Raw genomic sequence first — 18,583 nt, 5'->3', positions numbered from 1 at the left:
CGGCGGCTAGTGCCAGCCTCCCCTTGGCAAGCCGGCGGGCGGCTTGTATAGAGCCCGCCACCCTGAATTCCACCCTCCATCACAAGGACGATCCCATGGCGCTCGAACGCACCTTTTCCATGATCAAGCCGGACGCGACCCGGCGCAATCTCACCGGCGCCATCACCCAGATGCTCGAAGAAGCCGGCCTGCGCGTCATCGCCTCGCGCCGGGTGTGGATGAGCCGCCGCGAGGCGGAAGGCTTCTATGCCGTCCACAAGGAGCGTCCGTTCTTTGGCGAGCTGGTCGAGTCCATGTCGTCGGGCCCGACGGTCGTGCAGGTTCTGGAAGGCGAGAACGCCATTGCCAAAAACCGCGAAGTGATGGGCGCCACCAACCCGGCCAACGCCGCCGACGGCACCATCCGCAAGGTGCACGCGCTGTCCATCGGCGAGAATTCCGTGCACGGCTCCGACGCGCCGGAGACCGCCGCGCAGGAGATCAAATACTGGTTCTCGGACACAGAGATCGTCGGCTAAGCCGATAAGTCCATCACCACGTCACATGCAAAAAAGGCCGGCGCAATGCTGGCCTTTTTCGTTGCGGCGATCCTGCACCGGATGCCGGCGCCCTCCAACCGCGCATGATGCTCAAAAACCGAAACCGGTTTGAACGATCAGCTCGCGGCGTTGAAGCGCAGGATGACGCGGCCGTCCTTGTCTGCGATAACAAGCTTGCCGGCGTCAACATGGTAGGTCGCCGCCTTGGCCAGCGCCTCGAACAGCGCCTTTTCCTCGGCCATGATCTCGGGCGCGCAGGCTTTGAAGGTCGAACCGATGTCATTGATGGCGATCGTCGAACCATCGACTTTGGCGATGGCGAAGTAGACGTTGCAAGGACCGTTGCCGCCGGCCTTGCCGGCCTCGCTGATCCTGAACGTCGCCTGCGGCTCGGCGATCACACCAATGCCGTCGATATACTCGATCAGCCAGCTCTGCCCGAACACCGGCGCCGACGCCGGCTGCTCGCTCGACGTCACCATCTTCAGCATGATGGTCTGCGGCGCGTCGCTCAGCGGATCGACGTGGTGGCGCATATCGGAGATGAACAACAGCCTGTCGTCGACGGTGATGCGCGCCTGCAGCAAATAGGTCATATCAGGCCGGATCACCTGGGGATCGAAGCTGATCTCGAACTTGATCGGCACCTGGCCGGCCGGCGCCATCTTGCGCTCGCCGATGACAGCGGCCGGCGCATCGGCCTGCGGGACATTGGCAAGCTGCACGAAAAGCACGGCGTTGGGCGGCAGCGCGATGCGCTCGCGATACGTCACCTCGCCCTTCAGGGTCTTCTCGGCAGCGACGGACAACTCAGGCACCAGTATACCAACGACCAGCGGCATGACACCGAATATGAAGAACTCGGCGATCCTGCCCAGCATGATTCTGCTCCCCCAGCGCACTAAACTGGTCGCAACGTCTCGCAGGATTGCGGTGGTTCCGTGGCGCCCCACACACGCACTGTTCGCACGGCGGGCCATCCGGCTTGTGGTCTTTGTTCGTCGGCCTCCTTGGCATCACCGGCAAAATTATAAGCCAGGTCCCAGGCGATCACGAAGTCGTGTTCCCCAAAGATGTAACACAGCGGCCTCCGGACCGAACTTACCAATGCGCGCTTGAGGAACGGGCGCGCAACAACCCAATCGGAGGTGAAATCATGACAACGAGATCAACCGTGAGCGCAGCCTTTCTGGCCGGCGCCGTTGCCACGGCTCTTGCTTCTTTTGCGACGGCCGCGCCGCTATCCGAGGCAGAGGTCAAGGCGGCGATGGATGCCGGCAAGGAGAAGTGCTTTGGCGTCGCCCTGAAGGGGCAGAACGACTGCGCGGCAGGACCTGGCACTACCTGCCAAGGCACCTCGACTGTCGATTACCAAGGCAACGCCTGGAAGTTTGTCGACGGCGGCACCTGCACGACGATGGACCTACCCGGCGACCGCAAGGGCTCGCCCACGGAACTGACCCGCGACATCCCGTCGTAAGCAATGCAACTGCCCGGAAAGCGGAGACGAAGATGAACGGACTGGCCCCAGCATCCCGCATGTCGAAAACCTCGCGCTTTCCGGCACACCCGGTCGCCGGCCTTGCCGGCACCACTTTCAAGCATGAACATTTGCACGCGATCATTGCCGGCGGCAGCAAGGACGGTTTCTTCGAGGTCCACGCCGAAAACTATATGGGTGCCGGCGGCCCGCCTCACGATGCGTTGACCAAGATCCGCCGCGATTATCCCGTTTCGCTGCACGGGGTGTGCATGTCGATCGGCGGACCGCGTCCGCTCGACAAAGCGCATCTCGGCCGTTTCAAGGCGCTCGTCGACCGCTATGAGCCGGCGCTCGTTTCCGAGCATCTCGCCTGGTCGACCCACGGCACCACCTATTACAACGACCTGCTTCCGCTGCCCTATTCGCCGGCAACGGTTTCGCGGGTCGCGGATCACATCGACGAAATGCAGCGGGCGATCGGCCGCCCGATCCTGCTCGAGAACCCCTCGACCTACGTCCTTTTCCCGGAATCGACGATGAGCGAGACAGATTTCATTCGCGAGCTGGTGCGGCGTACCGGTTGCGGCCTGCTGCTCGACATCAACAACGTGTTCGTTTCGGCCACCAATCACGGCTATTCAGCCCTTTCCTACCTCGCGGATTTCCCGCTCGATCATGTCGGCGAAATCCATCTTGCCGGGCACGCGGAGCAGGAGGATGACGAGGGCGACGTGCTGCTCATCGACAGCCATGACGGCCCCGTCGCCGACGCGGTCTGGAAACTTTTCGATGTCATCACCGGCCGATGCGGACCGCTCCCGACGCTGATCGAATGGGACAGCGACATTCCCGACTGGCCGGTGCTCAAGGCAGAGGCGGCCGCCGCCCAAACGATCCTCGACCGTCATGCCGACAGCGATCATATGTTCGGAAAAGCCCATGCCGCAGGATGAGTTCCAGTCGGGCGACCTCTGCCGCCGGTCTGACTATGCCGCGGCATTCACCGCCGGTTTGCTCGATCCTGACCGAGCCCCGCCTGACGTTGTCTCCGGACCGAACGGGAAGGCTGCGATCAAGCGATATGCCGTCTACCGCAACAACGTCACGGTCAGCCTGATCGATGCGCTGGCCGCCAGCTTTCCAGCGACGCTGCGCATCACCGGTCCGGACTTTTTTCGCGCAATGGCGCGCTTTCATGTTCGCGAAACACCGCCCACCTCGCCGCTTCTATTCGAATACGGCCGCGACTTTCCCGATTTCATCGAGCGCTACGAATACGCGCAGTCGATGCCGTGGCTGGCCGACGTGGCGCGCATGGAGCGGGCTTGGCTCGACGCCTATCATGCCGCCGACGCGAAACCGTTGGCTTCCGGAGCACTGGCGTCGATCCCGCCCGAACGACTGGCCGATACCGTGTTCGTGCCGCACCCGGCAACGCGCGCCATACGCTAGCGCTATCCGGTCGTGACGATCTTCGCGGCAAACCGGAGCGACGGTCCTGTCGGGCGGATCGACGCAAGCGGCCGTGAAGATGCGCTGATCACGCGGCCCGGCCTCGAAGTCTATGTCCTCCATCTGCCGCCCGGCAGCGCGGTTTTTCTGGATCGCCTCATGGCGGGTGAGCCGCTCGGCGCAGCGGCCGCGGCAGCGTTTGCGGAGCGTGCCGAATTCGACCTTTCCGCCAACATTGCCGACCTGCTGCAAGCAGGCGCCTTCACAGCGGCACACCAGGGAGGATGAGCATGACGAACCATGGGCAGAACGCCAGCATCGAGCCGCGAGGGATCGCCGCCCTCGTCGAGAGGGTGAATGCCGCCCTTCGCACGAGTGCAACACCGTCGCTGACGCAGCTCGTCCTGCGATGCGCACTCGCCGTCCCGTTCTGGCGGTCCGGAGTCAACAAATGGGACGGTTTTTTGCAGCTGAACGATGTCGCCGTGCTGCTTTTCAGCTCGGAGCTCAAGCTGCATCTGCCCGGCGGCCCTTACGATTTTCCTGCACCTGGGCTGGTGGCGTTCGTCTCAGGATCGGCGGAAATCCTGCTGCCAATTCTCCTTGTTCTCGGCCTGGCGACACGACTGGCGGCATTCGGGCTGCTGCTGATGACGTTGATCATACAGCTCACCGTGCCGGATGGCTGGCCGCTGCACGTCACCTGGGCCGCTATGGCGCTTGGCATCATGGCGTGGGGACCCGGCCGGATTGCGCTCGATCACTGGATTGGCACCGACAAGGGCTGATCGGGGGCTGATAGGTTTCCACCCCTCTGGCGGTGACGCGAAACGTCAATTTCGCTTCCAGCGGCTTGCGGCCTCGTCGTCGGCCTCCTTGGCATCGACCCAGCCGCCTTCGGACCCGTCGGTATGGTGTTCCTTCTTCCAGAACGGCGCGCGCGATTTCAGATAATCCATCAGGAAATTCGCCGCCTCGAATGCCGCCTGCCGGTGCGTGGAGGCAGCGACCACCAGCACGATGTTCTCACCGGGCGCGATCCTGCCATGGCGATGGATGGCGGTGAGGCCCTGCAGCGGCCAGCGGTGAACCGCCTCGGCGGCGATGCGGCCGATCTCGGCCTCGGCCATGCCGGGATAATGTTCGAGTTCGAGTGCCGCGAGCCTGCCCGCTTCATCGCGGCAGAGACCCGAGAAAGTCACCACGGCGCCGATGTCGGCGCGGCCTTGCGTCATCTTGGCGATCTCTGCGGCGACATCGAAATCCTCCGCCTGGATAAGCACCGTCGGCACCACCGCGCCGGGCATTTCAGCCACCCGTCATCGGCGGGAACAGCGCGATCTCGCGCGCGCCGGCGATCTTCTCGCGGTGCTCGACATGTTCCTGGTTGATGGCGACGCGGATCACATCAGGATATTGCAGCGCGTGCTCGTACTCCTCGCCGCGCGATTTCAGCCAGCGCAGCAGGTCGGCCACCGTCTCGATGCCGGCGGGCAATTCGACATCCTCTTGCGGCTTGCCGATCCGCTCGCGCACCCAGGCAAAATAAATGAGCCTCGTCGACATCCTACTCGTCCATGATGTGCTTGAGGCCGGCGCGGAAATAGTCGTAGCCGGTGTAGAGCGTGACCAAAGCGGCGATCCACAACAGCACGAGCCCGGTCTGGGTGGTCAGCGGGAAGATCTTGTCGCCGGCAGGTCCCGCGAGCAGGAAGGCGATGGCGACCATCTGGATGGTGGTCTTCCACTTTGCCAGCTGCGTCACCGGTACCGAGACCTTCAGCGCCGCCAGATATTCGCGCAGGCCCGAGACCAGGATCTCGCGGCACAGGATGATGATCGCCGCCCACAGCGACCAGCCTGCGATGCCGGCATGGCGATCGGTGTCGGCCGCCAGCAGCAGCAGACAAGTGGCGACCAGCAACTTGTCGGCGATCGGATCGAGCATCTTGCCGATATTCGAGGTCTGCTGCCAGGCGCGCGCCAGATAGCCGTCGAAATAGTCGGTGATCGAGGCCAGCAGGAAAATGATCAGCGCCGACCAGCGGGCGAAGTCGCTCGACTTCAGATGTCCTTCGAGAAAAAAACACAGCACAACCAGCGGCACCGCGAGGATGCGGGCATAGGTGAGCATGTTGGGCAGGTTGAATGCGCGCTGGGCCATATTTTTGGGAACTCTTTCTGCCTGCCTACTCAAATCAGAAGCGAATGTGGGGGGTCAACAGGCGATAGTCGATGGACCAACCGAAAATAGCCGAATCCATCAGCTCTCGTGAAAATGGTTGTAGACCAGCTTCGCCACCTGCTCGGAAATGCCGTCGACCTTGACCAAATCCTCGATCGCGGCGCGGCTGACCGCCTTGGCGGTGCCGAAATGCATGAGCAGCGCGCGTTTGCGGCCGGGACCGATGCCGCTGATCTCGTCGAGCGGGCTCTTGACCATCTCCTTCTTGCGGCGGGCGCGGTGCGTGCCGATGGCGAAGCGGTGGACCTCGTCGCGCAGCCGCTGGACGAAATAGAGCACGGGGTCGCGCACGGGGAGCGAAAACGGTGGCTTGCCCATGACGAAAAAGCGTTCGCGGCCGGCATCACGGTCCTGGCCCTTGGCAATGCCGATGGCCTGAACACGGTCCTCGATGCCGAGATCGGCGAGGATCTTGCGCACCGCTGTCATCTGGCCCTGACCGCCGTCGATGAGGATGACGTCTGGCCAGGCCGGGAAACCGCCCGCATCCTCGATATCGCCGCCCTGTTCGGACAGGATGTCGTCCGCCGGCTGTTCGCTCGGCGGCACGTCGCCATGTTCCTTCAGTAGTCGGGAAAAACGCCGCTCCATCACCTCGCGCATCATGCCGAAATCGTCTCCCGGCGTGATCTCGGTCGAGCGGATGTTGAATTTCCGGTATTGGTTCTTCACGAAGCCTTCAGGGCCGGCGACAACCATGGCGCCGACGGCGTTGGTGCCCATGATGTGGGAGTTGTCGTAGACCTCGATGCGCACCGGTGTTTTCGTCAGGCCGAAGGTCTCGGCGAAGCCGGTGAGCAGCCGCCCTTGCGTCGAGGTCTCGGCCAGCCGGCGGCCGAGCGCCTCACGGGCATTCTGCAGTGCGTTGTCGGTTAAATCCTTCTTCTCGCCGCGCTGCGGCACCGAGATAGCCACCTTGCGGCCCGCGCGGGTGGAGAGCGCCTCGGCCAGCAACTCCTGGTCCTCGACGCCATGCGACAACAGGATGGTACACGGCGTCGGCTTGTCGTCATAGAATTGCGCCAGGAACGAGCCCAGCACCTCGGCCGCGTCCAGCGCCGGATCGGCCTTGGGGAAATAGGCGCGGTTGCCCCAGTTCTGCCCGGTGCGGAAGAAGAACACCTGGATGCAGACCTGGCCGCCTTCCTGGTGGATGGCGAAGACATCGGCCTCGTCGACGGTCTGCGGGTTGATGCCCTGATGGCTCTGCACATGCGACAGCGCCGCCAGCCGGTCGCGATAGATGGCGGCGCGCTCGAAATCGAGATTTTCCGAAGCCTGCTGCATGGCAGCGGAGATATCGGTCTTCACCTTCTGACTGCGGCCGGACAAGAACTCCTTCGCCTCGGCGACCAGCTTGGCATAGTCGCCATGCGAGATTTCGCCGGTGCACGGGCCGGCGCAGCGCTTGATCTGGAACAGCAGGCACGGCCGGGTGCGGTTCTCGTAGAAGGAGTTGGTGCAACTCCTGAGCAGGAAGGCGCGCTGCAGCGAGTTGATGGTGCGGCCGACGGCGCCGGCCGATGCGAAGGGGCCGAAATAATCGCCCTTGCGCGAACGCGCGCCGCGATGCTTGTAGATGCCGGGCGAGACGTGATCGCCGGTCAAAAGGATGTAGGGGAACGACTTGTCGTCCCGCATCAGCACATTGAATCGCGGCCGCAAGCGCTTGATGAGGTTGGCTTCCAGCAGCAGCGCTTCGATCTCGGTGCGGGTGACGACGAATTCCATCGTCGCGGTCTCGCGCACCATGCGGCCGATGCGGCTGGTGTGGAAACGGCCTTGCGCGTAATTGGTCACCCGCTTCTTCAGACTGCGCGCCTTGCCGACATAGAGCACGTCGCCTGCGGCATTCATCATGCGGTAGACGCCGGGCGCGTTGGGCAGCCGTTTGACCAGCGTCTGGATGACTTCGGCGCCGACCATGCCGTCGGCATCGCCGGCATGCGGCGTCCAATCGATGACCGTGAAGGCAACGTCAGGACCGCCGGAACCGGGTGCTGACGTTTCCACGATCTCCTCCGCCGCCTCGTCCTCGAGGTCGACATCGGGGGGCAGGTCGTCGGCGGCGCCGCCTCGTTTGTGTTTCTGGTCCATGGGACTCATTCGATAATGCCTGTCACATCCGGCGTCTGCCAAGCAAGGTGCTGGCCGCCGTCGAGCGCGATCATCTGGCCGGTGATCGAGCGCGCGCCCCAGAGATAGCGGATGGTGGCGCCGAATTCAGGCAATTCCGGGCCGCGCTTCAGGATCAGGCCGTCGACCTGCGCGGCAAAATCGCTGTCTTTCTGGCGCGCGCTCTTCAGCGTCGGGCCGGGGCCGATGGCGTTGACGCGAATGCGGGGTGCCAGCGCCTGCGCCATCATTTGTGTCTGCGTCCACAATGTCGATTTCGACAGCGCATATGAGAAATAGCGTGGCGTCGGGCGCCAGACGCGCTGGTCGATTATATTGACGATCAGCCCTTCCTGGCCTTCTGGCAGCGCGCGGGCGAATTCTTGCGCCAAAAGTACCGGCGCTTTCACATGGACGGCGAAGTGACGGTCCCAGGCAAGCCAGTCGACGTCCTGAACCGTGTCGTCCATGAACAGCGAGGCATTGTTGACCAGCAGTGTAACAGGTCCGAGCGCGGCTTCGGCGCGGCCGATCATGTCGCCGACCGCGGCCATGTCGGTCAGGTCGACGGCGACCACAGCGGCACGGCCATCCTGGCCAAAATGGCCGCCGTTGATCCGCGCGGCCAACGCTTCCGCCTCGGCCCGCGAGCGGTTGCAATGGATGGCGACAGCAAAACCGTTCGCGGCAAGATCCTCGACGATCGCCTTGCCGATCCGCTTGCCCCCGCCCGTCACCAGCGCCGTTCCAGCGGCCTTGCTCATCCTGTCAATCCTCAATGGGCTTCGATTTCAGCCCGCCAGCGAAATATGGCCGGCCAAGCGTTAAATGCCGTTCGGACCTTGGGCAGCATTGTGGCAAAGCGGCCGGATCGGTCTTCGACTGTGGCCGGGACTCGGCTGCCAGACCGCAATATAGGGCGGCGGACTCCTTGCTCCAAGCGGTGTTCAGCATGGCACGGCAGAGCCTCCTGACACCATCTGTTGCGCAGATGCAACGTCAAAGTTCGGCCTCATTCGTGCCCGGTAATGACCCAAGTTCAGGTTCGCTTCAGCCGCATTTTGACACGACATTCGGAACCGTTGAGCGCCAGATCCGTTTGTCCCCCCGGCGGGTTGAGGGCGCTCGTGAAAGCAAGCCTGTGCCTGTGGCTTAAGGAGTAAAGAACAATGCAAGCCAATCTTAAATTTGCGCGACCGCTGGCGGTGGCGCTCGGGCTCTTCGCCCTCGGCGGAACCGCCTATGCTGCTGACGTCATCTCGGAAGAGCCGCCGGCACCCGCCCCGATCGCCGAGCTTCCGGTCGCTTCCTGGGCCGGTCCCTATGCCGGTGTGAGCGTCGGCTACGGCTTCAGCGGTCACGCAGATGCCGAGGATATCGGCACTGACGTCGACACCGATGGTTTTGTCGGCGGCGTCTTCGGCGGCTATCAGTGGCAGCAGGAGAACTTCGTGTACGGTGCTGAAGCCGATATCGGCTATAGCGGCATCGAGGGCGACGATGGCGGCGTCGAGGCCAAGGGCGGCTTCGAAGGCTCGCTGCGCGCCCGCCTCGGCTACGCGGTCACCCCGGAGATCCTGCTCTACGGCACCGCCGGTGGCGCGCTCAAGAACCAGGAAATCGAGGCCGCTGGCTCCAGCGACGAAAACACCATGCTCGGCTGGACGGCCGGCGTCGGTACCGACATCAAGATCACCGACAATGTGTTCGGCCGTGTCGAGTATCGCTACACCGACTTCGGCGACAAGGACTTTGACGGTATCGGCAAGGTCAAGTCGACCGACAACCGCGTCACCTTCGGCGTCGGTATGAAGTTCTAAAATCGTCCAAGCCACGACACGAAAAAGCCGGGCCTCGTGCCCGGCTTTTTTATCACCCCTTCTCTGGCTGCCGCTCACGCCGGGACGCAGGGTTTCAGCTCCGGAAACTTCTCGTCGAAGCGCGCTGCCCAGCGGACCAGCCGGTTGCGGCCCTTTTCCCATTTTCCGGCAAAGCGCAGCGAGAGATAGCCAAGGCAGGCGCGCAGCGCCAGCTGGCCGGCGGTGATCTTCTTCGGCAGCTTTGGCGGATTGGCGTTGAGCAGATCGAGCGCACCGGTTATCTTCGCCCACTGGCGGTCGAGCCAAGGCTGGTAGACCATGTCTTCGGGGCGCGTGCGCCGCTCATAAACCATCGACAGCGCGCAGTCGCAGATGCCGTCGGCCAGTGCCTCCAGTACTTCTGCCTCGAGGCGCTTGTCGGGATTGCGCGGGAACAGCGCGTTCTTCGACATGCGGTTGAGATGCTGGGTAATGGCGCGGCTGTCGTGGATCGAGCGGCCGTCGTCGAGCACCAGCACCGGGATCTTGCCGAGCGGATTGGCGTCGATCAGCTCGGCCGGCTTGTCTTCGGTTTTTATCGGCACGAGATCGACTGCGATGCCGGCATAAAGCGCGGCCATGCGCACCTTAGAACTGTAGGGTGACGTGGAGGCGTAGAGCAGTCTGGGCATGATCGGGTTCCTGGTTGCCGGCTACAGCGCCGCACATCCTATTGGACGCGCAAAGGATGCCGTAGCGCTTTGATTTTTGTGCACTGTTGACTGGACATACCGGCATGATCAACAGCCACAGGCGGAAAAACCGGGCGCCACGGAGAACGACGTCCTCCTCCGCGATTTTAGGCAATAAGCGGTACGGCAGTTGCAGCCCAAGAGGATCTGAACAGGTCAGGCGGATCCGAACCTAGCCAACCCGCTCTTGCACAGAGAATTTCTCTCCGGGCACATAGAAATGCCCCACCGGACTTCGCCGTACGGCGAAGTCCTGGGAGTTGCGAAAAGCTGTCTTCCCTCCGCCTCTATTCTTGCCCGAGCACTGACCCTGCGAGCGAGGCGCCTTTCCGGCACCCGCCCTCAACGGTCTTCAGTACTGTCCTCCGCGAGCTAAAGAAACGCGATTACTTCTTGGCTTTCGCCTTCGCGGGCGCTGCCTTCGCCTTCGGCTTGGCCGCCGGCGCTGCTTTCTTCACTGCTACCGAAGACTTCGCTGCAGCCGCTTTCTTTGCCGGCGCAGCCTTCTTGGCCGGTGCAGCCTTGGCAGGTGCTGCTTTCTTCGCTGCCGGCTTCGCCGCGGCCTTTGCAGCCGGCTTCTTGGCTGTGGCCTTGGCTGGTGCTGCTTTTTTCACTGCCGGCTTTGCCGCGGCTTTCGCGGCCGGCTTCTTGGCCGGCGCTGCTTTTGCCTTGGCCGCGGTGGCCTTCGGCTTGGCAGCAGGTGCTGCTTTCTTCACAGCTGCTGCTGTCTTTTCCGCCACTGCTTTTACTGGTGCTTTCTTTGCCGGTGCCTTCTTTGCCGGAGACTTGGATGCCGGCGCTTTGGATGACTGTTTAGCCATATCATGCCCCTTCGTTGTGCCGACGGCCGTTAATGACCCGGCGCGTAATGCATATCTGACTCGCGCTTGTCTAGCCAGCGAAGCATTAGCATGATTTTTTCAGTTTAAATTTTGATTACCGGCGACACACGCTCGTCCTGATTTCGCAAAATGTCGCTGCTGCTCTTCGAGCTTGCCGAGGGTTTGCGACAGACATTCTGCGCGCTTAGCCGGAACCAATCCCACTACAAAGTGCTGAAGGTTAGCAAGCGTTTTGCTCGTCTATCATCGACCGGCAACATCATGATGGGCTGCTTCATCGATCTCATCGTCTTGGCCAACGAGACGATCTACACAAGCTACAAAAGCAAAGCCCGGCTCGTTCTGCGCCATGACTTGTCTGGGCTCGAGAAGGCAACCATTCTGCTAGTTGACAGATTACTCGATCCGACAGAGTATTCTGGTATGCGGGAGAAGCGTAATGTCATTCGCGCAAGATCTAGCGGCGCTGTCCCAGATCAGTGAGACTGAACGCCTAACACCATAGCAGGCCCAATGATGGCTGCCGACGAAATCATCCACCAGAGCGTGCGGCTCAGGATCATGGCGGCGCTGAATTCTCTGGAAAGGCGCGAAGCGCTGGAATTCACCCGATTGAAGGCCATCGTCAATGTCACCGACGGCAATCTCGGCGCGCATATCGATACGCTTGCCAAGGCGGGATATGTCGATGTCGAAAAGCTGTTTGTCGGACGCCGGCCGCAAACGCGGGTCAAGGCGACGTCAATCGGACGGCGCGCCTTTCGCGGTCACGCCGCCTTCCTTCGCGCCATCCTCGATGAGGCGGAGCAGCCAGGTAAATGCGTTCAGCGCAGGACGCGGCAGCGGCCGTTATAGACCATCCAGCGGTCGAAGCCCGCGACGCAGAATTCGACATTATCGCCGATCGAAGCAAAGCCCTGCCCTTCCTCGATCAGATACCAGATGGTGCGGGTGTGGCCATCGGACAGGCTGACGGTGGCGCCGCAATAGCGACGGCCGATCGGCCAGGTTTCATTGGCTGGTAGATAGCGGTGCTGGTGGATTCGCTGGAAATCGGTGATCTCGACATCGGGCAGATTCGGCACGTGGCGCACCTGGTAGGAGAAGCGGCTGGTGATCTTGTTCAGCACCCAGGCCTCACCGCAAACGCCGCTGTCTTCTTCGGTATAGACGGCAAGGTCGGCCGCCTTTGCTGCCTGAGTGACAGCGAGGGACGCGCCGAGCGGCGTGCAAAGGGCGAGCATTGCGGCAAGGGCGGATTGGGCGAAGCGAGTCATGGCAGCCTCTTATGGTCGACTGCGCGCACTGTGCGGATTCGCTTGCGCGCGGTCAAGCGGTTGTAGACACGATGGTTTCTTAGTTTGAAATCGCCTTCAGCCAATGCAGGCGCGTGGATACCTCTGCCGCCCTACGCCGCCAGCCATTCCAGCGTCCAGTGCGCCGGTTTTTCGACGACAAGCAATTTGTGCAAGGCCGGCAGCAGCGTGCGCAGCTCGCGCTCCAGCGTGAACGGCGGGTTGACCACCACCATCCCGCTGCCGTCGAGGCTGGGCTCGGCCGATGGCGGCCTGATCTCGAAGCCGATGTCGAGCAGCTTCGGGACGCCTGACTGCACCAGCGCTTTCCGGAAGGCGATGACCGCCTTGCGGTCCTTGACCGGATACCACAGCGCATAGATGCCGCCCGGCCAGCGCTTGTGGGCTTTCCGCAGCCCGTCGACGAGGCGGTCGAACTCGCCCTCCTCCTCAAACGGCGGATCGACCAGCACGAGACCGCGCTTTTCCTTCGGCGGCAGATGCGCGCCGAGCGCCAGCCAGCCATCGAGCTCGATCACCCGGGTCTGGAAATCGCCGGCGAATAGCGCTCTCAGCTTCGCGGCATCCTGGCGATGCAACTCGATCGCCGACAGCCGGTCCTGCTTGCGCATGAGATGACGCGCGATCAGCGGCGAGCCCGGATATTTTTTCAGGCCGGCTTCAGAATTGAGCGAACGGACGGCTTCCAGATAAGGCGCCAGAAGTGCTGCCGCCGGCGCGTCGAGCGCGGCATCGAAAAGCCGGCTGATGCCGCCTTGCCATTCGCCGGTCTTTTGCGCTTCAGTCGATGACAGGTCGTAGCGGCCGATGCCGGCATGGGTGTCGATGACGCGAAACGCCTTGTCCTTCTGCTTCAGATATTCGACGAGCCGGCTCAGCACGACATGCTTGACGACATCGGCGAAGTTTCCGGCGTGATAGGCGTGGTGGTAGTTCATGCGATACTCAATTCGACGACCCGCCCCTGCCCCAGCGCGGCGGTGGCGGCTGCGAATTCGGATTTTGCGGCCGGCCGCCGCCACCGAAACGAAACGCCAGCACCAGCCCGATCAGGCCGACTGCCATCAACGAGAAGCCGACCGGCTGCGCCCGTTGATCGACCTCGCCAACGCCGGAGCGCAGCACTAGGTCCACCGCCCGCATCTCGATGCCCTCGGCGTCGCCTGGGCCGACGGTGAAGATGTAGGGGCCGGGGCTGACCGTCGGGATCAGTCCTGCCTCGTCGCGAAAGATCTTGTCCGGCAGTTGCGGGCTGACCTGGCGCGGATTTTCCGAATGGTTGAATTGCAGCGTCGAGGCGAGCACCGTCCTGCCGCCGGTGGCGGCGGTCAGCGTCAGCACGGTGCGCTGTTGCGAGACGACGATGCGTTCGGCCCTCGCGGTGAGGTCGACCAGCACCCGCACCGGCGCGTCGCGAGCGGCGAGCGGTACCGTCACCGGCTTGAACCGGCCCTGCTCGTAGACCCGCCAGGTGCCGATCTCATGGCCGGAGAAATTGCCCATCGCCCAGGGATAGACGACGCCGATGCCGGTGCCGGCGAGCAGGATCAGAAAAAACAGAAAGCGCATGCGCTCGACTACCTTGCCCGGATATTAGCATTAGCGCCGCCGCGGGCGCGTTCCATTTCGTCCAAGAGCATGTCGAGGCCGAGCTCGGACGTCGTATCGAATTCGGCGGTGCCAAGATAGACAATAACATGGGACCTGAGAGTGGGAACCGGTTTTGGGAGAATCCGAATGATCTGAGCGATCGATAAGGAGGATCAGCCCTTCCCCTTCTGGAGGCTCGATTCCAATGCGCGCTTTCCCGTCTCATCGAACAAATGCAGATGCTGCGGCGGGAACGCCACCGTCACCGTCGGGCCGGCCGTCAGCGCCACCCGGTCGAGCGTGAAGACATTGAATGGCAGGCCGTGCAGGCCGAGATGCAGGATGATGCCGAAGCCGGTCGGCTCGATCAGGTCGACCGTCGCCCTCAGGCTGCTCTCCGAGGCCGGCGACATCTCGACATGCTCCGGCCGGATGCCGAGCGTCACCGCCGCGCCTTCCTCCAGTTGATAACCAGACGAAAGCCCAATCAGCGTTCCGTCAGGCAATCGTGCGCCGGCCGTGCCTGCGCCGACCTCATAGCGTGCCGACAGAAAATTCATGGCCGGCGATCCGATGAAGCCGGCCACGAACAGGTTGGCAGGGCGGTCGTAAAGCTCCAGCGGGCTGCCGACCTGCTGCACCACGCCCTCATGCATGGCGACGATCCGGTCGGCCAGTGTCATCGCCTCGATCTGGTCGTGGGTGACATAGATCGAGGTCGCGCCGAGATCGCGGTGCAGCTTCTTGATCTCTGCCCGCATCTGCTCACGCAGGCGCGCGTCGAGATTGGACAGCGGCTCGTCGAACAGGAATGCTTTGGGTTGGCGCACGATCGCGCGGCCCATCGCGACGCGCTGGCGCTGACCGCCCGACAGTGCCTTCGGCCGCCGCGCAAGCAGCGGCTGCAGCTCAAGCTTCCGGGCGGCATTGCTGACAGCGGCTGTGATCTTCTCGTGGGCGGCCTTCCGGATCCGCAGGCCATAGCTCATGTTCTCGGCGACGTTCATGTGTGGGTAGAGCGCGTAGGATTGGAACACCATGGCGATGTCGCGGTCCTTGGGCGCCCGCTCATTGACGCGCATGCCGTCGATCCGGATCTCACCTTCGGTCACCTCCTCGAGCCCGGCGATCATCCGCAGCAGCGTGCTCTTGCCGCAGCCCGACGGGCCCACCAGCACCACGAACTCGCCGTTCTTTATCGCCAGATCGACGCCGTGCAGCACGGAGACGATGCCGAAATTCTTGCGGACGTTGCGGATGTCGATCGATGCCATGAACCCTCACTCAGCCCTTGACCGCGCCAGCCGTCAGGCCCTGGACCAGATAGCGCTGGATGAACAGGAAGAAGAGGCAGGCCGGGATCAGTGCCAGCACGCCGGCCGCCATCATCTGCCCGAAATCGACCGAAAACTTCGACACGAAGGTGAGCAGACCGACCGGAAACGTGGCGGCGCTGTTGCCCGAAATCAGCATCAGCGCGAACAGCAGTTCGCTCCATGCGGCGGTGAACACAAAACCCAGCGTCGCCGCAATGCCCGGCAGCGTCAACGGCAGGATGATCTGGCGAAATGCCATGAACTGCGTAGCGCCATCGATCTTGGCCGCCTCCTCCAGCTCCTTGGGAATGCCGTCGAAGAACGACTGCATCAGGAACGTCGCGAAAGGGATGTTGAAGGCGGTGTAGACGACGACCAGCCCGGTCAGGCTGTTGGTCAGCCCGAGCGGCGAGAGCATCTTGAAGATCGGCGCGACCAGCATCACCAATGGAAACATCTGGGTGAGCAGCATCAGCGCGACCAGCCAGTATTTGCCGCGGAAGGTGAAGCGCGACAACGCATAGCCAGAGAGAGACGCGAGCAGCGTCACGATCACGGCCGTTGCGCCGGCAACGATCATGCTGTTCCTGAAGAAGACCGGGAATGCGCTGTGGGCGAGCACGAAGCGGAAATGTTCAAAGCTCATCCGCGACGGCCACATCCGCACGCCCTCCGAATAGAGGAGATCGTTCGGCGTCACCGATACTTTCAACAGCCAGAACAGCGGGAACAGCGCGAAGACCACGTAGCAGAGGATCGCCAGGCGGTGCAGCGCGGTGCCGAAAATCGAATACCTGTTCATCTGGTCATCGCCCGATCCATCAAGCCCGATCCATCAGGACTTGCCGAAGCATGACGATCAGCATCGAATAGGCGAGCAGCAGAACGAGCAGCACCAGCGCAATGGCCGAGGCATAGCCGAAATCAAGGGCCCTGAAAGCCTGCGTGAAGATGTAGCTCGCGACAATTTGCGTGCGGTCGGCTGGGCCGCCGCTGGTCATGACGATGATCAGGTCGGCAAAGTTCGCGATCCAGACGGTGCGCAACAGCACAGTGATCGCAATGGTCGGCGCAAGGAATGGCAACGTTATTGACGTGAACCGCCTGACCGCGCCGGCGCCGTCGATCGCCGCCGCCTCGTAGAGGTCGCGCGGGATGGCCTGGAGCGCCGCCAGCAGCGTGATGGCGAAGAAGGGAATGCCCCACCAGACGTTGGCGATGATCGGTCCCCACATGGCGAGCTGCGGATTGGAAAGGATGTTGGCCGGCTCACTCATCAGGCCGAGCACATAAAGCCAATGCGGCAGCGGTCCGATGACGGGGTTGAACAGCCACGCCCAGTTGAGCCCGGTGAGGAAGGTCGGCACCGCCCAGGGCAGGAACACCAGCGCCTGCGCGATGGCGCGGCCGGCAAACGGCCGGTCGAGCAACAGCGCCAGGACCAGGCCGAACACGAATTGCAGGAAGACGGATGCGCCGGTCCACCACAGCGTATTGCGCAGCGCCCGATAGAAATTGTCGTCGTCATAGAGGGTGCGAAAATGATCGAGCCCGACATAGCCGCCAGAGAAGGGGTTGAGCAAGTGCACGTCGCGGAAGGCGTAGGACAGGCCTAGCACCAGCGGCGCCAGCATGATGGTGACGATCAGAATCAGCGCCGGGGCGGTGTAAAGATACGGCTCGGCATGGCGCGTGATCCGTTCGACCAGCGACCGGCGGCGCGGTTCCGTGAACCCGGCGGTGGCGTCAAAAACCATCAGCTAACGCTTTCGTTCCAATTGGCCATCCTTCCAATCGACCATGGATGAGATCTATCGGAGCCGCCCACGATGGGCGGCTCCGATGCTCTAGGTCCGCCGTTTACTTCTTGGCCAGGTATTTCTGCTGCGCCTTGGTCAGATAGTCGGCCCACTGGTTGGCCATTTCCTCGGGTGTGATATCGCCGAGCAGGGCCTGTTGACTGGTCTTGATGACCATCGAGTCCTTGAAGAAGGCGAACTCCTCGAGATAGGTCGGCATGACCGTCGGCACTGCATCCTTGTCCTCGAGTTCGGCGAACCAGCCCTTGAACTGCTCGCTTGAGTAGAAGGGATCCTTTTCGGCCGACTTGTGGACCGGCAGCGCTCCAGTGCGCTTGTTCCACTCGACGTTGCCCTCGGGCCCTTCGAGCGTTTCGATCAGCTTCCAGGACAGGTCCTTGTTCTGGCTGGCCGCCATCATCGACCAACCGGCATAGCCGATGGTCGGGAACGTCTTGCCGCCTGGCCCCTTCGGCATGGTCGTGACGCCGTAGTCTTCCGGCTTCATCCGCTCGGCGATCGCGATCAGTGCGTCCGGATCCTGATCAAGCATTGCGCAGGTGCCGGTGTAGAATCCGGCGACGATTTCGTTGAAGCCCCAGTTGACGCTGTCTTTCGGCGCCAGTCCCTTCTTGTAGAGATCGACGACCCAGGTCAGTCCCTTGATCCAGCCTTCGCTGTTCATCGTCGAGGTGCCATCATCGTTGAAGAATTTGTTGGACCCGGCCATGGTTGCGCCGAACATGATCCAGCCGTTGAGGCCGCCCGGTCCACCGCGCAGGCAGTAGCCATATTTGCCCGGAAGCTTGGAGACTTTTTCCGACGCCGCCACGAACTCGTCCATCGTCTTGGGCGGCTCGGCGACACCAGCCTCCTGGAACAGCTTCTTGTTGTAAAACATCGCCCGGAGATAGAAGCCGTAGGGCAGCATGTAGGCGGTGTCGTTCACGTCGCGGCCGAGTTCGAGCGCGCGATCGGTGAGGCCCGAGGTGTGCTCCCATTTGGCAAGATAGGGTTCGAGGCTTTCGAGAAGGCCGTTGTTGGCATAGAGCGAGAGCCAGGTGTCCGGCATCTCCATGACGTCGGGGATTTCGCCGGCGGACACCATGGTCGCGAATTTCTGGAACGCCTCGCCCCATGGCAGCGAGATGATTTCGACATTCGTGCCCGGGTTGGCAGCCTCGAATTTGGAGACGATTGATTTCAGGGTTTCGGTGCGCTCGGGGCTGGTGATCACCTCCACGAGCTTCAGCGTCGTGTCGGCGAGTGCAGCACCCGACATCAGTACGGTGGCGAATGCGGCGATAAGAAGCTTCTTCATTTTCCGTTCCCTTC

Annotated in this window: 22 protein-coding genes and 1 pseudogene; 9 read left to right on the top strand and 14 right to left on the bottom strand. The window is 62.5% G+C overall.

From position 1 onward, the window contains the following. Positions 1–95 precede the first annotated feature (95 nt). Entirely contained in the window at positions 96–518 is a 423-nt protein-coding gene (gene ndk / locus EOA78_RS19595; protein ID WP_127316555.1) for a nucleoside-diphosphate kinase, read from the top strand. 137 nt (positions 519–655) lie between these two features. Here ndk and EOA78_RS19590 read toward each other — a convergent pair whose 3' ends face one another. Beyond that, positions 656–1,420, bottom strand: a complete 765-nt coding sequence (locus EOA78_RS19590; protein WP_127316554.1) for a YbaY family lipoprotein — start codon at positions 1,418–1,420, stop codon at positions 656–658. Between the two features lie 275 nt (positions 1,421–1,695). Here EOA78_RS19590 and EOA78_RS19585 point away from each other — a divergent pair, with 275 nt between their 5' ends. The 4 genes and pseudogenes from EOA78_RS19585 (at position 1,696) to EOA78_RS19570 (ending at position 4,262) form a co-directional block, all read left to right on the top strand. Further along, positions 1,696–2,019 carry a DUF2282 domain-containing protein gene (locus EOA78_RS19585; protein WP_164783829.1) on the top strand — a complete coding sequence of 108 codons (324 nt, stop codon included), beginning with the start codon at positions 1,696–1,698 and terminating at the stop codon, positions 2,017–2,019. Between the two features lie 32 nt (positions 2,020–2,051). Next, entirely contained in the window at positions 2,052–2,975 is a 924-nt protein-coding gene (locus tag EOA78_RS19580; RefSeq protein WP_127316553.1) for a DUF692 domain-containing protein, read from the top strand. Continuing rightward, positions 2,962–3,762 (top strand): annotated as a pseudogene (locus EOA78_RS19575) (DNA-binding domain-containing protein). The gene EOA78_RS19580 and the pseudogene EOA78_RS19575 overlap by 14 nt, the downstream one beginning before the upstream one ends. Before the next feature lie 2 nt (positions 3,763–3,764). After that, the gene (locus EOA78_RS19570) at positions 3,765–4,262 is read left to right on the top strand and encodes a DoxX family protein (protein WP_127316552.1); all 498 of its coding nucleotides are present in this window, start codon (positions 3,765–3,767) and stop codon (positions 4,260–4,262) included. 45 nt (positions 4,263–4,307) lie between these two features. Here EOA78_RS19570 and EOA78_RS19565 read toward each other — a convergent pair whose 3' ends face one another. The 5 genes from EOA78_RS19565 to EOA78_RS19545 form a co-directional block, all read right to left on the bottom strand. After that, positions 4,308–4,781, bottom strand: coding sequence for a molybdenum cofactor biosynthesis protein MoaE (locus EOA78_RS19565; RefSeq protein ID WP_127316570.1), 474 nt, complete (start codon positions 4,779–4,781; stop codon positions 4,308–4,310). Position 4,782: 1 nt separating this feature from the next. After that, entirely contained in the window at positions 4,783–5,040 is a 258-nt protein-coding gene (moaD, locus tag EOA78_RS19560; protein ID WP_065008951.1) for a molybdopterin converting factor subunit 1, read from the bottom strand. Between the two features lies 1 nt (position 5,041). Beyond that, the gene (gene pgsA / locus EOA78_RS19555; RefSeq protein WP_127316551.1) at positions 5,042–5,638 is read right to left on the bottom strand and encodes a CDP-diacylglycerol--glycerol-3-phosphate 3-phosphatidyltransferase; all 597 of its coding nucleotides are present in this window, start codon (positions 5,636–5,638) and stop codon (positions 5,042–5,044) included. A gap of 99 nt (positions 5,639–5,737) precedes the next feature. Next, a complete protein-coding gene (uvrC, locus tag EOA78_RS19550; protein WP_127316550.1) occupies positions 5,738–7,825 on the bottom strand; it encodes an excinuclease ABC subunit UvrC in 2,088 nt (695 codons plus the stop codon). After that, positions 7,822–8,598 carry an SDR family oxidoreductase gene (locus tag EOA78_RS19545; RefSeq protein ID WP_127316549.1) on the bottom strand — a complete coding sequence of 259 codons (777 nt, stop codon included), beginning with the start codon at positions 8,596–8,598 and terminating at the stop codon, positions 7,822–7,824. The genes uvrC and EOA78_RS19545 overlap by 4 nt, the downstream gene beginning before the upstream one ends. Positions 8,599–9,003: 405 nt before the next feature. Here EOA78_RS19545 and EOA78_RS19540 point away from each other — a divergent pair, with 405 nt between their 5' ends. Further along, positions 9,004–9,654 (top strand): outer membrane protein, encoded by a 651-nt coding sequence (locus EOA78_RS19540; protein ID WP_127316548.1) that lies wholly within the window; start codon positions 9,004–9,006, stop codon positions 9,652–9,654. Between the two features lie 74 nt (positions 9,655–9,728). On the opposite strand, the gene EOA78_RS19535 is transcribed toward EOA78_RS19540, so the two are convergent. After that, a complete protein-coding gene (locus EOA78_RS19535) occupies positions 9,729–10,325 on the bottom strand; it encodes a glutathione S-transferase family protein (RefSeq protein ID WP_127316547.1) in 597 nt (198 codons plus the stop codon). 453 nt (positions 10,326–10,778) lie between these two features. Here EOA78_RS19535 and EOA78_RS36460 point away from each other — a divergent pair, with 453 nt between their 5' ends. The 3 genes from EOA78_RS36460 to EOA78_RS19520 are packed head-to-tail and all read left to right on the top strand — an operon-like array spanning position 10,779 to position 12,082. Further along, on the top strand, positions 10,779–11,300 hold the full coding sequence (locus EOA78_RS36460; RefSeq protein WP_206533463.1) for a hypothetical protein: 522 nt from the start codon (positions 10,779–10,781) through the stop codon (positions 11,298–11,300). A gap of 56 nt (positions 11,301–11,356) precedes the next feature. Further along, on the top strand, positions 11,357–11,710 hold the full coding sequence (locus EOA78_RS19525; protein WP_127316545.1) for a hypothetical protein: 354 nt from the start codon (positions 11,357–11,359) through the stop codon (positions 11,708–11,710). Positions 11,711–11,743: 33 nt separating this feature from the next. Continuing rightward, positions 11,744–12,082, top strand: a complete 339-nt coding sequence (locus EOA78_RS19520; protein ID WP_127316544.1) for a transcriptional regulator — start codon at positions 11,744–11,746, stop codon at positions 12,080–12,082. Here the strand turns inward: EOA78_RS19520 and EOA78_RS19515 are convergent. The 7 genes from EOA78_RS19515 to EOA78_RS19485 all read right to left on the bottom strand — a co-directional run bounded on the left by EOA78_RS19515 (position 12,052) and on the right by EOA78_RS19485 (position 18,569). Then, complete coding sequence (locus tag EOA78_RS19515) at positions 12,052–12,504, bottom strand: hypothetical protein (RefSeq protein ID WP_127316543.1); 453 nt, start codon at positions 12,502–12,504, stop codon at positions 12,052–12,054. The genes EOA78_RS19520 and EOA78_RS19515 overlap by 31 nt on opposite strands. 131 nt (positions 12,505–12,635) lie before the next feature. Then, a complete protein-coding gene (locus EOA78_RS19510; RefSeq protein WP_127316542.1) occupies positions 12,636–13,481 on the bottom strand; it encodes a 23S rRNA (adenine(2030)-N(6))-methyltransferase RlmJ in 846 nt (281 codons plus the stop codon). A 7-nt stretch (positions 13,482–13,488) separates the two neighbouring features. After that, the gene (locus EOA78_RS19505; protein WP_127316541.1) at positions 13,489–14,112 is read right to left on the bottom strand and encodes a hypothetical protein; all 624 of its coding nucleotides are present in this window, start codon (positions 14,110–14,112) and stop codon (positions 13,489–13,491) included. A 194-nt stretch (positions 14,113–14,306) separates the two neighbouring features. Continuing rightward, positions 14,307–15,407, bottom strand: coding sequence for a sn-glycerol-3-phosphate ABC transporter ATP-binding protein UgpC (ugpC, locus tag EOA78_RS19500; protein WP_127316540.1), 1,101 nt, complete (start codon positions 15,405–15,407; stop codon positions 14,307–14,309). 10 nt (positions 15,408–15,417) lie between these two features. Further along, positions 15,418–16,251 carry a carbohydrate ABC transporter permease gene (locus EOA78_RS19495; RefSeq protein WP_127316539.1) on the bottom strand — a complete coding sequence of 278 codons (834 nt, stop codon included), beginning with the start codon at positions 16,249–16,251 and terminating at the stop codon, positions 15,418–15,420. A 19-nt stretch (positions 16,252–16,270) separates the two neighbouring features. After that, positions 16,271–17,206 (bottom strand): sugar ABC transporter permease, encoded by a 936-nt coding sequence (locus EOA78_RS19490; RefSeq protein WP_127316538.1) that lies wholly within the window; start codon positions 17,204–17,206, stop codon positions 16,271–16,273. A 103-nt stretch (positions 17,207–17,309) separates the two neighbouring features. After that, positions 17,310–18,569, bottom strand: a complete 1,260-nt coding sequence (locus tag EOA78_RS19485) for a sugar ABC transporter substrate-binding protein (RefSeq protein WP_127316537.1) — start codon at positions 18,567–18,569, stop codon at positions 17,310–17,312. Between the last annotated feature and the right edge of the window lie 14 nt (positions 18,570–18,583).

It is taken from the genome of Mesorhizobium sp. M5C.F.Cr.IN.023.01.1.1 (assembly GCF_003997585.1).
GTDB classification, from domain to species: Bacteria; Pseudomonadota; Alphaproteobacteria; order Rhizobiales; family Rhizobiaceae; genus Mesorhizobium; species Mesorhizobium wenxiniae.
Note: the sequence above shows the minus strand (reverse complement) of the source record. Positions and strands in the feature narration are given on the sequence as shown.

Excerpts from the sequence above, each read along its gene's own strand:
- ndk (WP_127316555.1), top strand. The coding sequence starts at position 96 with ATGGCGCTCGAACGCACCTTTTCCATGATCAAGCCGGACGCGACCCGG.
- EOA78_RS19590 (WP_127316554.1), bottom strand. The coding sequence starts at position 1,420 with ATGCTGGGCAGGATCGCCGAGTTCTTCATATTCGGTGTCATGCCGCTG.
- EOA78_RS19585 (WP_164783829.1), top strand. The coding sequence starts at position 1,696 with ATGACAACGAGATCAACCGTGAGCGCAGCCTTTCTGGCCGGCGCCGTT.
- EOA78_RS19580 (WP_127316553.1), top strand. The coding sequence starts at position 2,052 with ATGAACGGACTGGCCCCAGCATCCCGCATGTCGAAAACCTCGCGCTTT.
- EOA78_RS19570 (WP_127316552.1), top strand. The coding sequence starts at position 3,765 with ATGACGAACCATGGGCAGAACGCCAGCATCGAGCCGCGAGGGATCGCC.
- EOA78_RS19565 (WP_127316570.1), bottom strand. The coding sequence starts at position 4,781 with ATGCCCGGCGCGGTGGTGCCGACGGTGCTTATCCAGGCGGAGGATTTC.
- moaD (WP_065008951.1), bottom strand. The coding sequence starts at position 5,040 with ATGTCGACGAGGCTCATTTATTTTGCCTGGGTGCGCGAGCGGATCGGC.
- pgsA (WP_127316551.1), bottom strand. The coding sequence starts at position 5,638 with ATGGCCCAGCGCGCATTCAACCTGCCCAACATGCTCACCTATGCCCGC.
- uvrC (WP_127316550.1), bottom strand. The coding sequence starts at position 7,825 with ATGAGTCCCATGGACCAGAAACACAAACGAGGCGGCGCCGCCGACGAC.
- EOA78_RS19545 (WP_127316549.1), bottom strand. The coding sequence starts at position 8,598 with ATGAGCAAGGCCGCTGGAACGGCGCTGGTGACGGGCGGGGGCAAGCGG.
- EOA78_RS19540 (WP_127316548.1), top strand. The coding sequence starts at position 9,004 with ATGCAAGCCAATCTTAAATTTGCGCGACCGCTGGCGGTGGCGCTCGGG.
- EOA78_RS19535 (WP_127316547.1), bottom strand. The coding sequence starts at position 10,325 with ATGCCCAGACTGCTCTACGCCTCCACGTCACCCTACAGTTCTAAGGTG.
- EOA78_RS19525 (WP_127316545.1), top strand. The coding sequence starts at position 11,357 with ATGTCGCTGCTGCTCTTCGAGCTTGCCGAGGGTTTGCGACAGACATTC.
- EOA78_RS19520 (WP_127316544.1), top strand. The coding sequence starts at position 11,744 with ATGGCTGCCGACGAAATCATCCACCAGAGCGTGCGGCTCAGGATCATG.
- EOA78_RS19515 (WP_127316543.1), bottom strand. The coding sequence starts at position 12,504 with ATGACTCGCTTCGCCCAATCCGCCCTTGCCGCAATGCTCGCCCTTTGC.
- EOA78_RS19510 (WP_127316542.1), bottom strand. The coding sequence starts at position 13,481 with ATGAACTACCACCACGCCTATCACGCCGGAAACTTCGCCGATGTCGTC.
- EOA78_RS19505 (WP_127316541.1), bottom strand. The coding sequence starts at position 14,112 with ATGCGCTTTCTGTTTTTTCTGATCCTGCTCGCCGGCACCGGCATCGGC.
- ugpC (WP_127316540.1), bottom strand. The coding sequence starts at position 15,407 with ATGGCATCGATCGACATCCGCAACGTCCGCAAGAATTTCGGCATCGTC.
- EOA78_RS19495 (WP_127316539.1), bottom strand. The coding sequence starts at position 16,251 with ATGAACAGGTATTCGATTTTCGGCACCGCGCTGCACCGCCTGGCGATC.
- EOA78_RS19490 (WP_127316538.1), bottom strand. The coding sequence starts at position 17,206 with ATGGTTTTTGACGCCACCGCCGGGTTCACGGAACCGCGCCGCCGGTCG.
- EOA78_RS19485 (WP_127316537.1), bottom strand. The coding sequence starts at position 18,569 with ATGAAGAAGCTTCTTATCGCCGCATTCGCCACCGTACTGATGTCGGGT.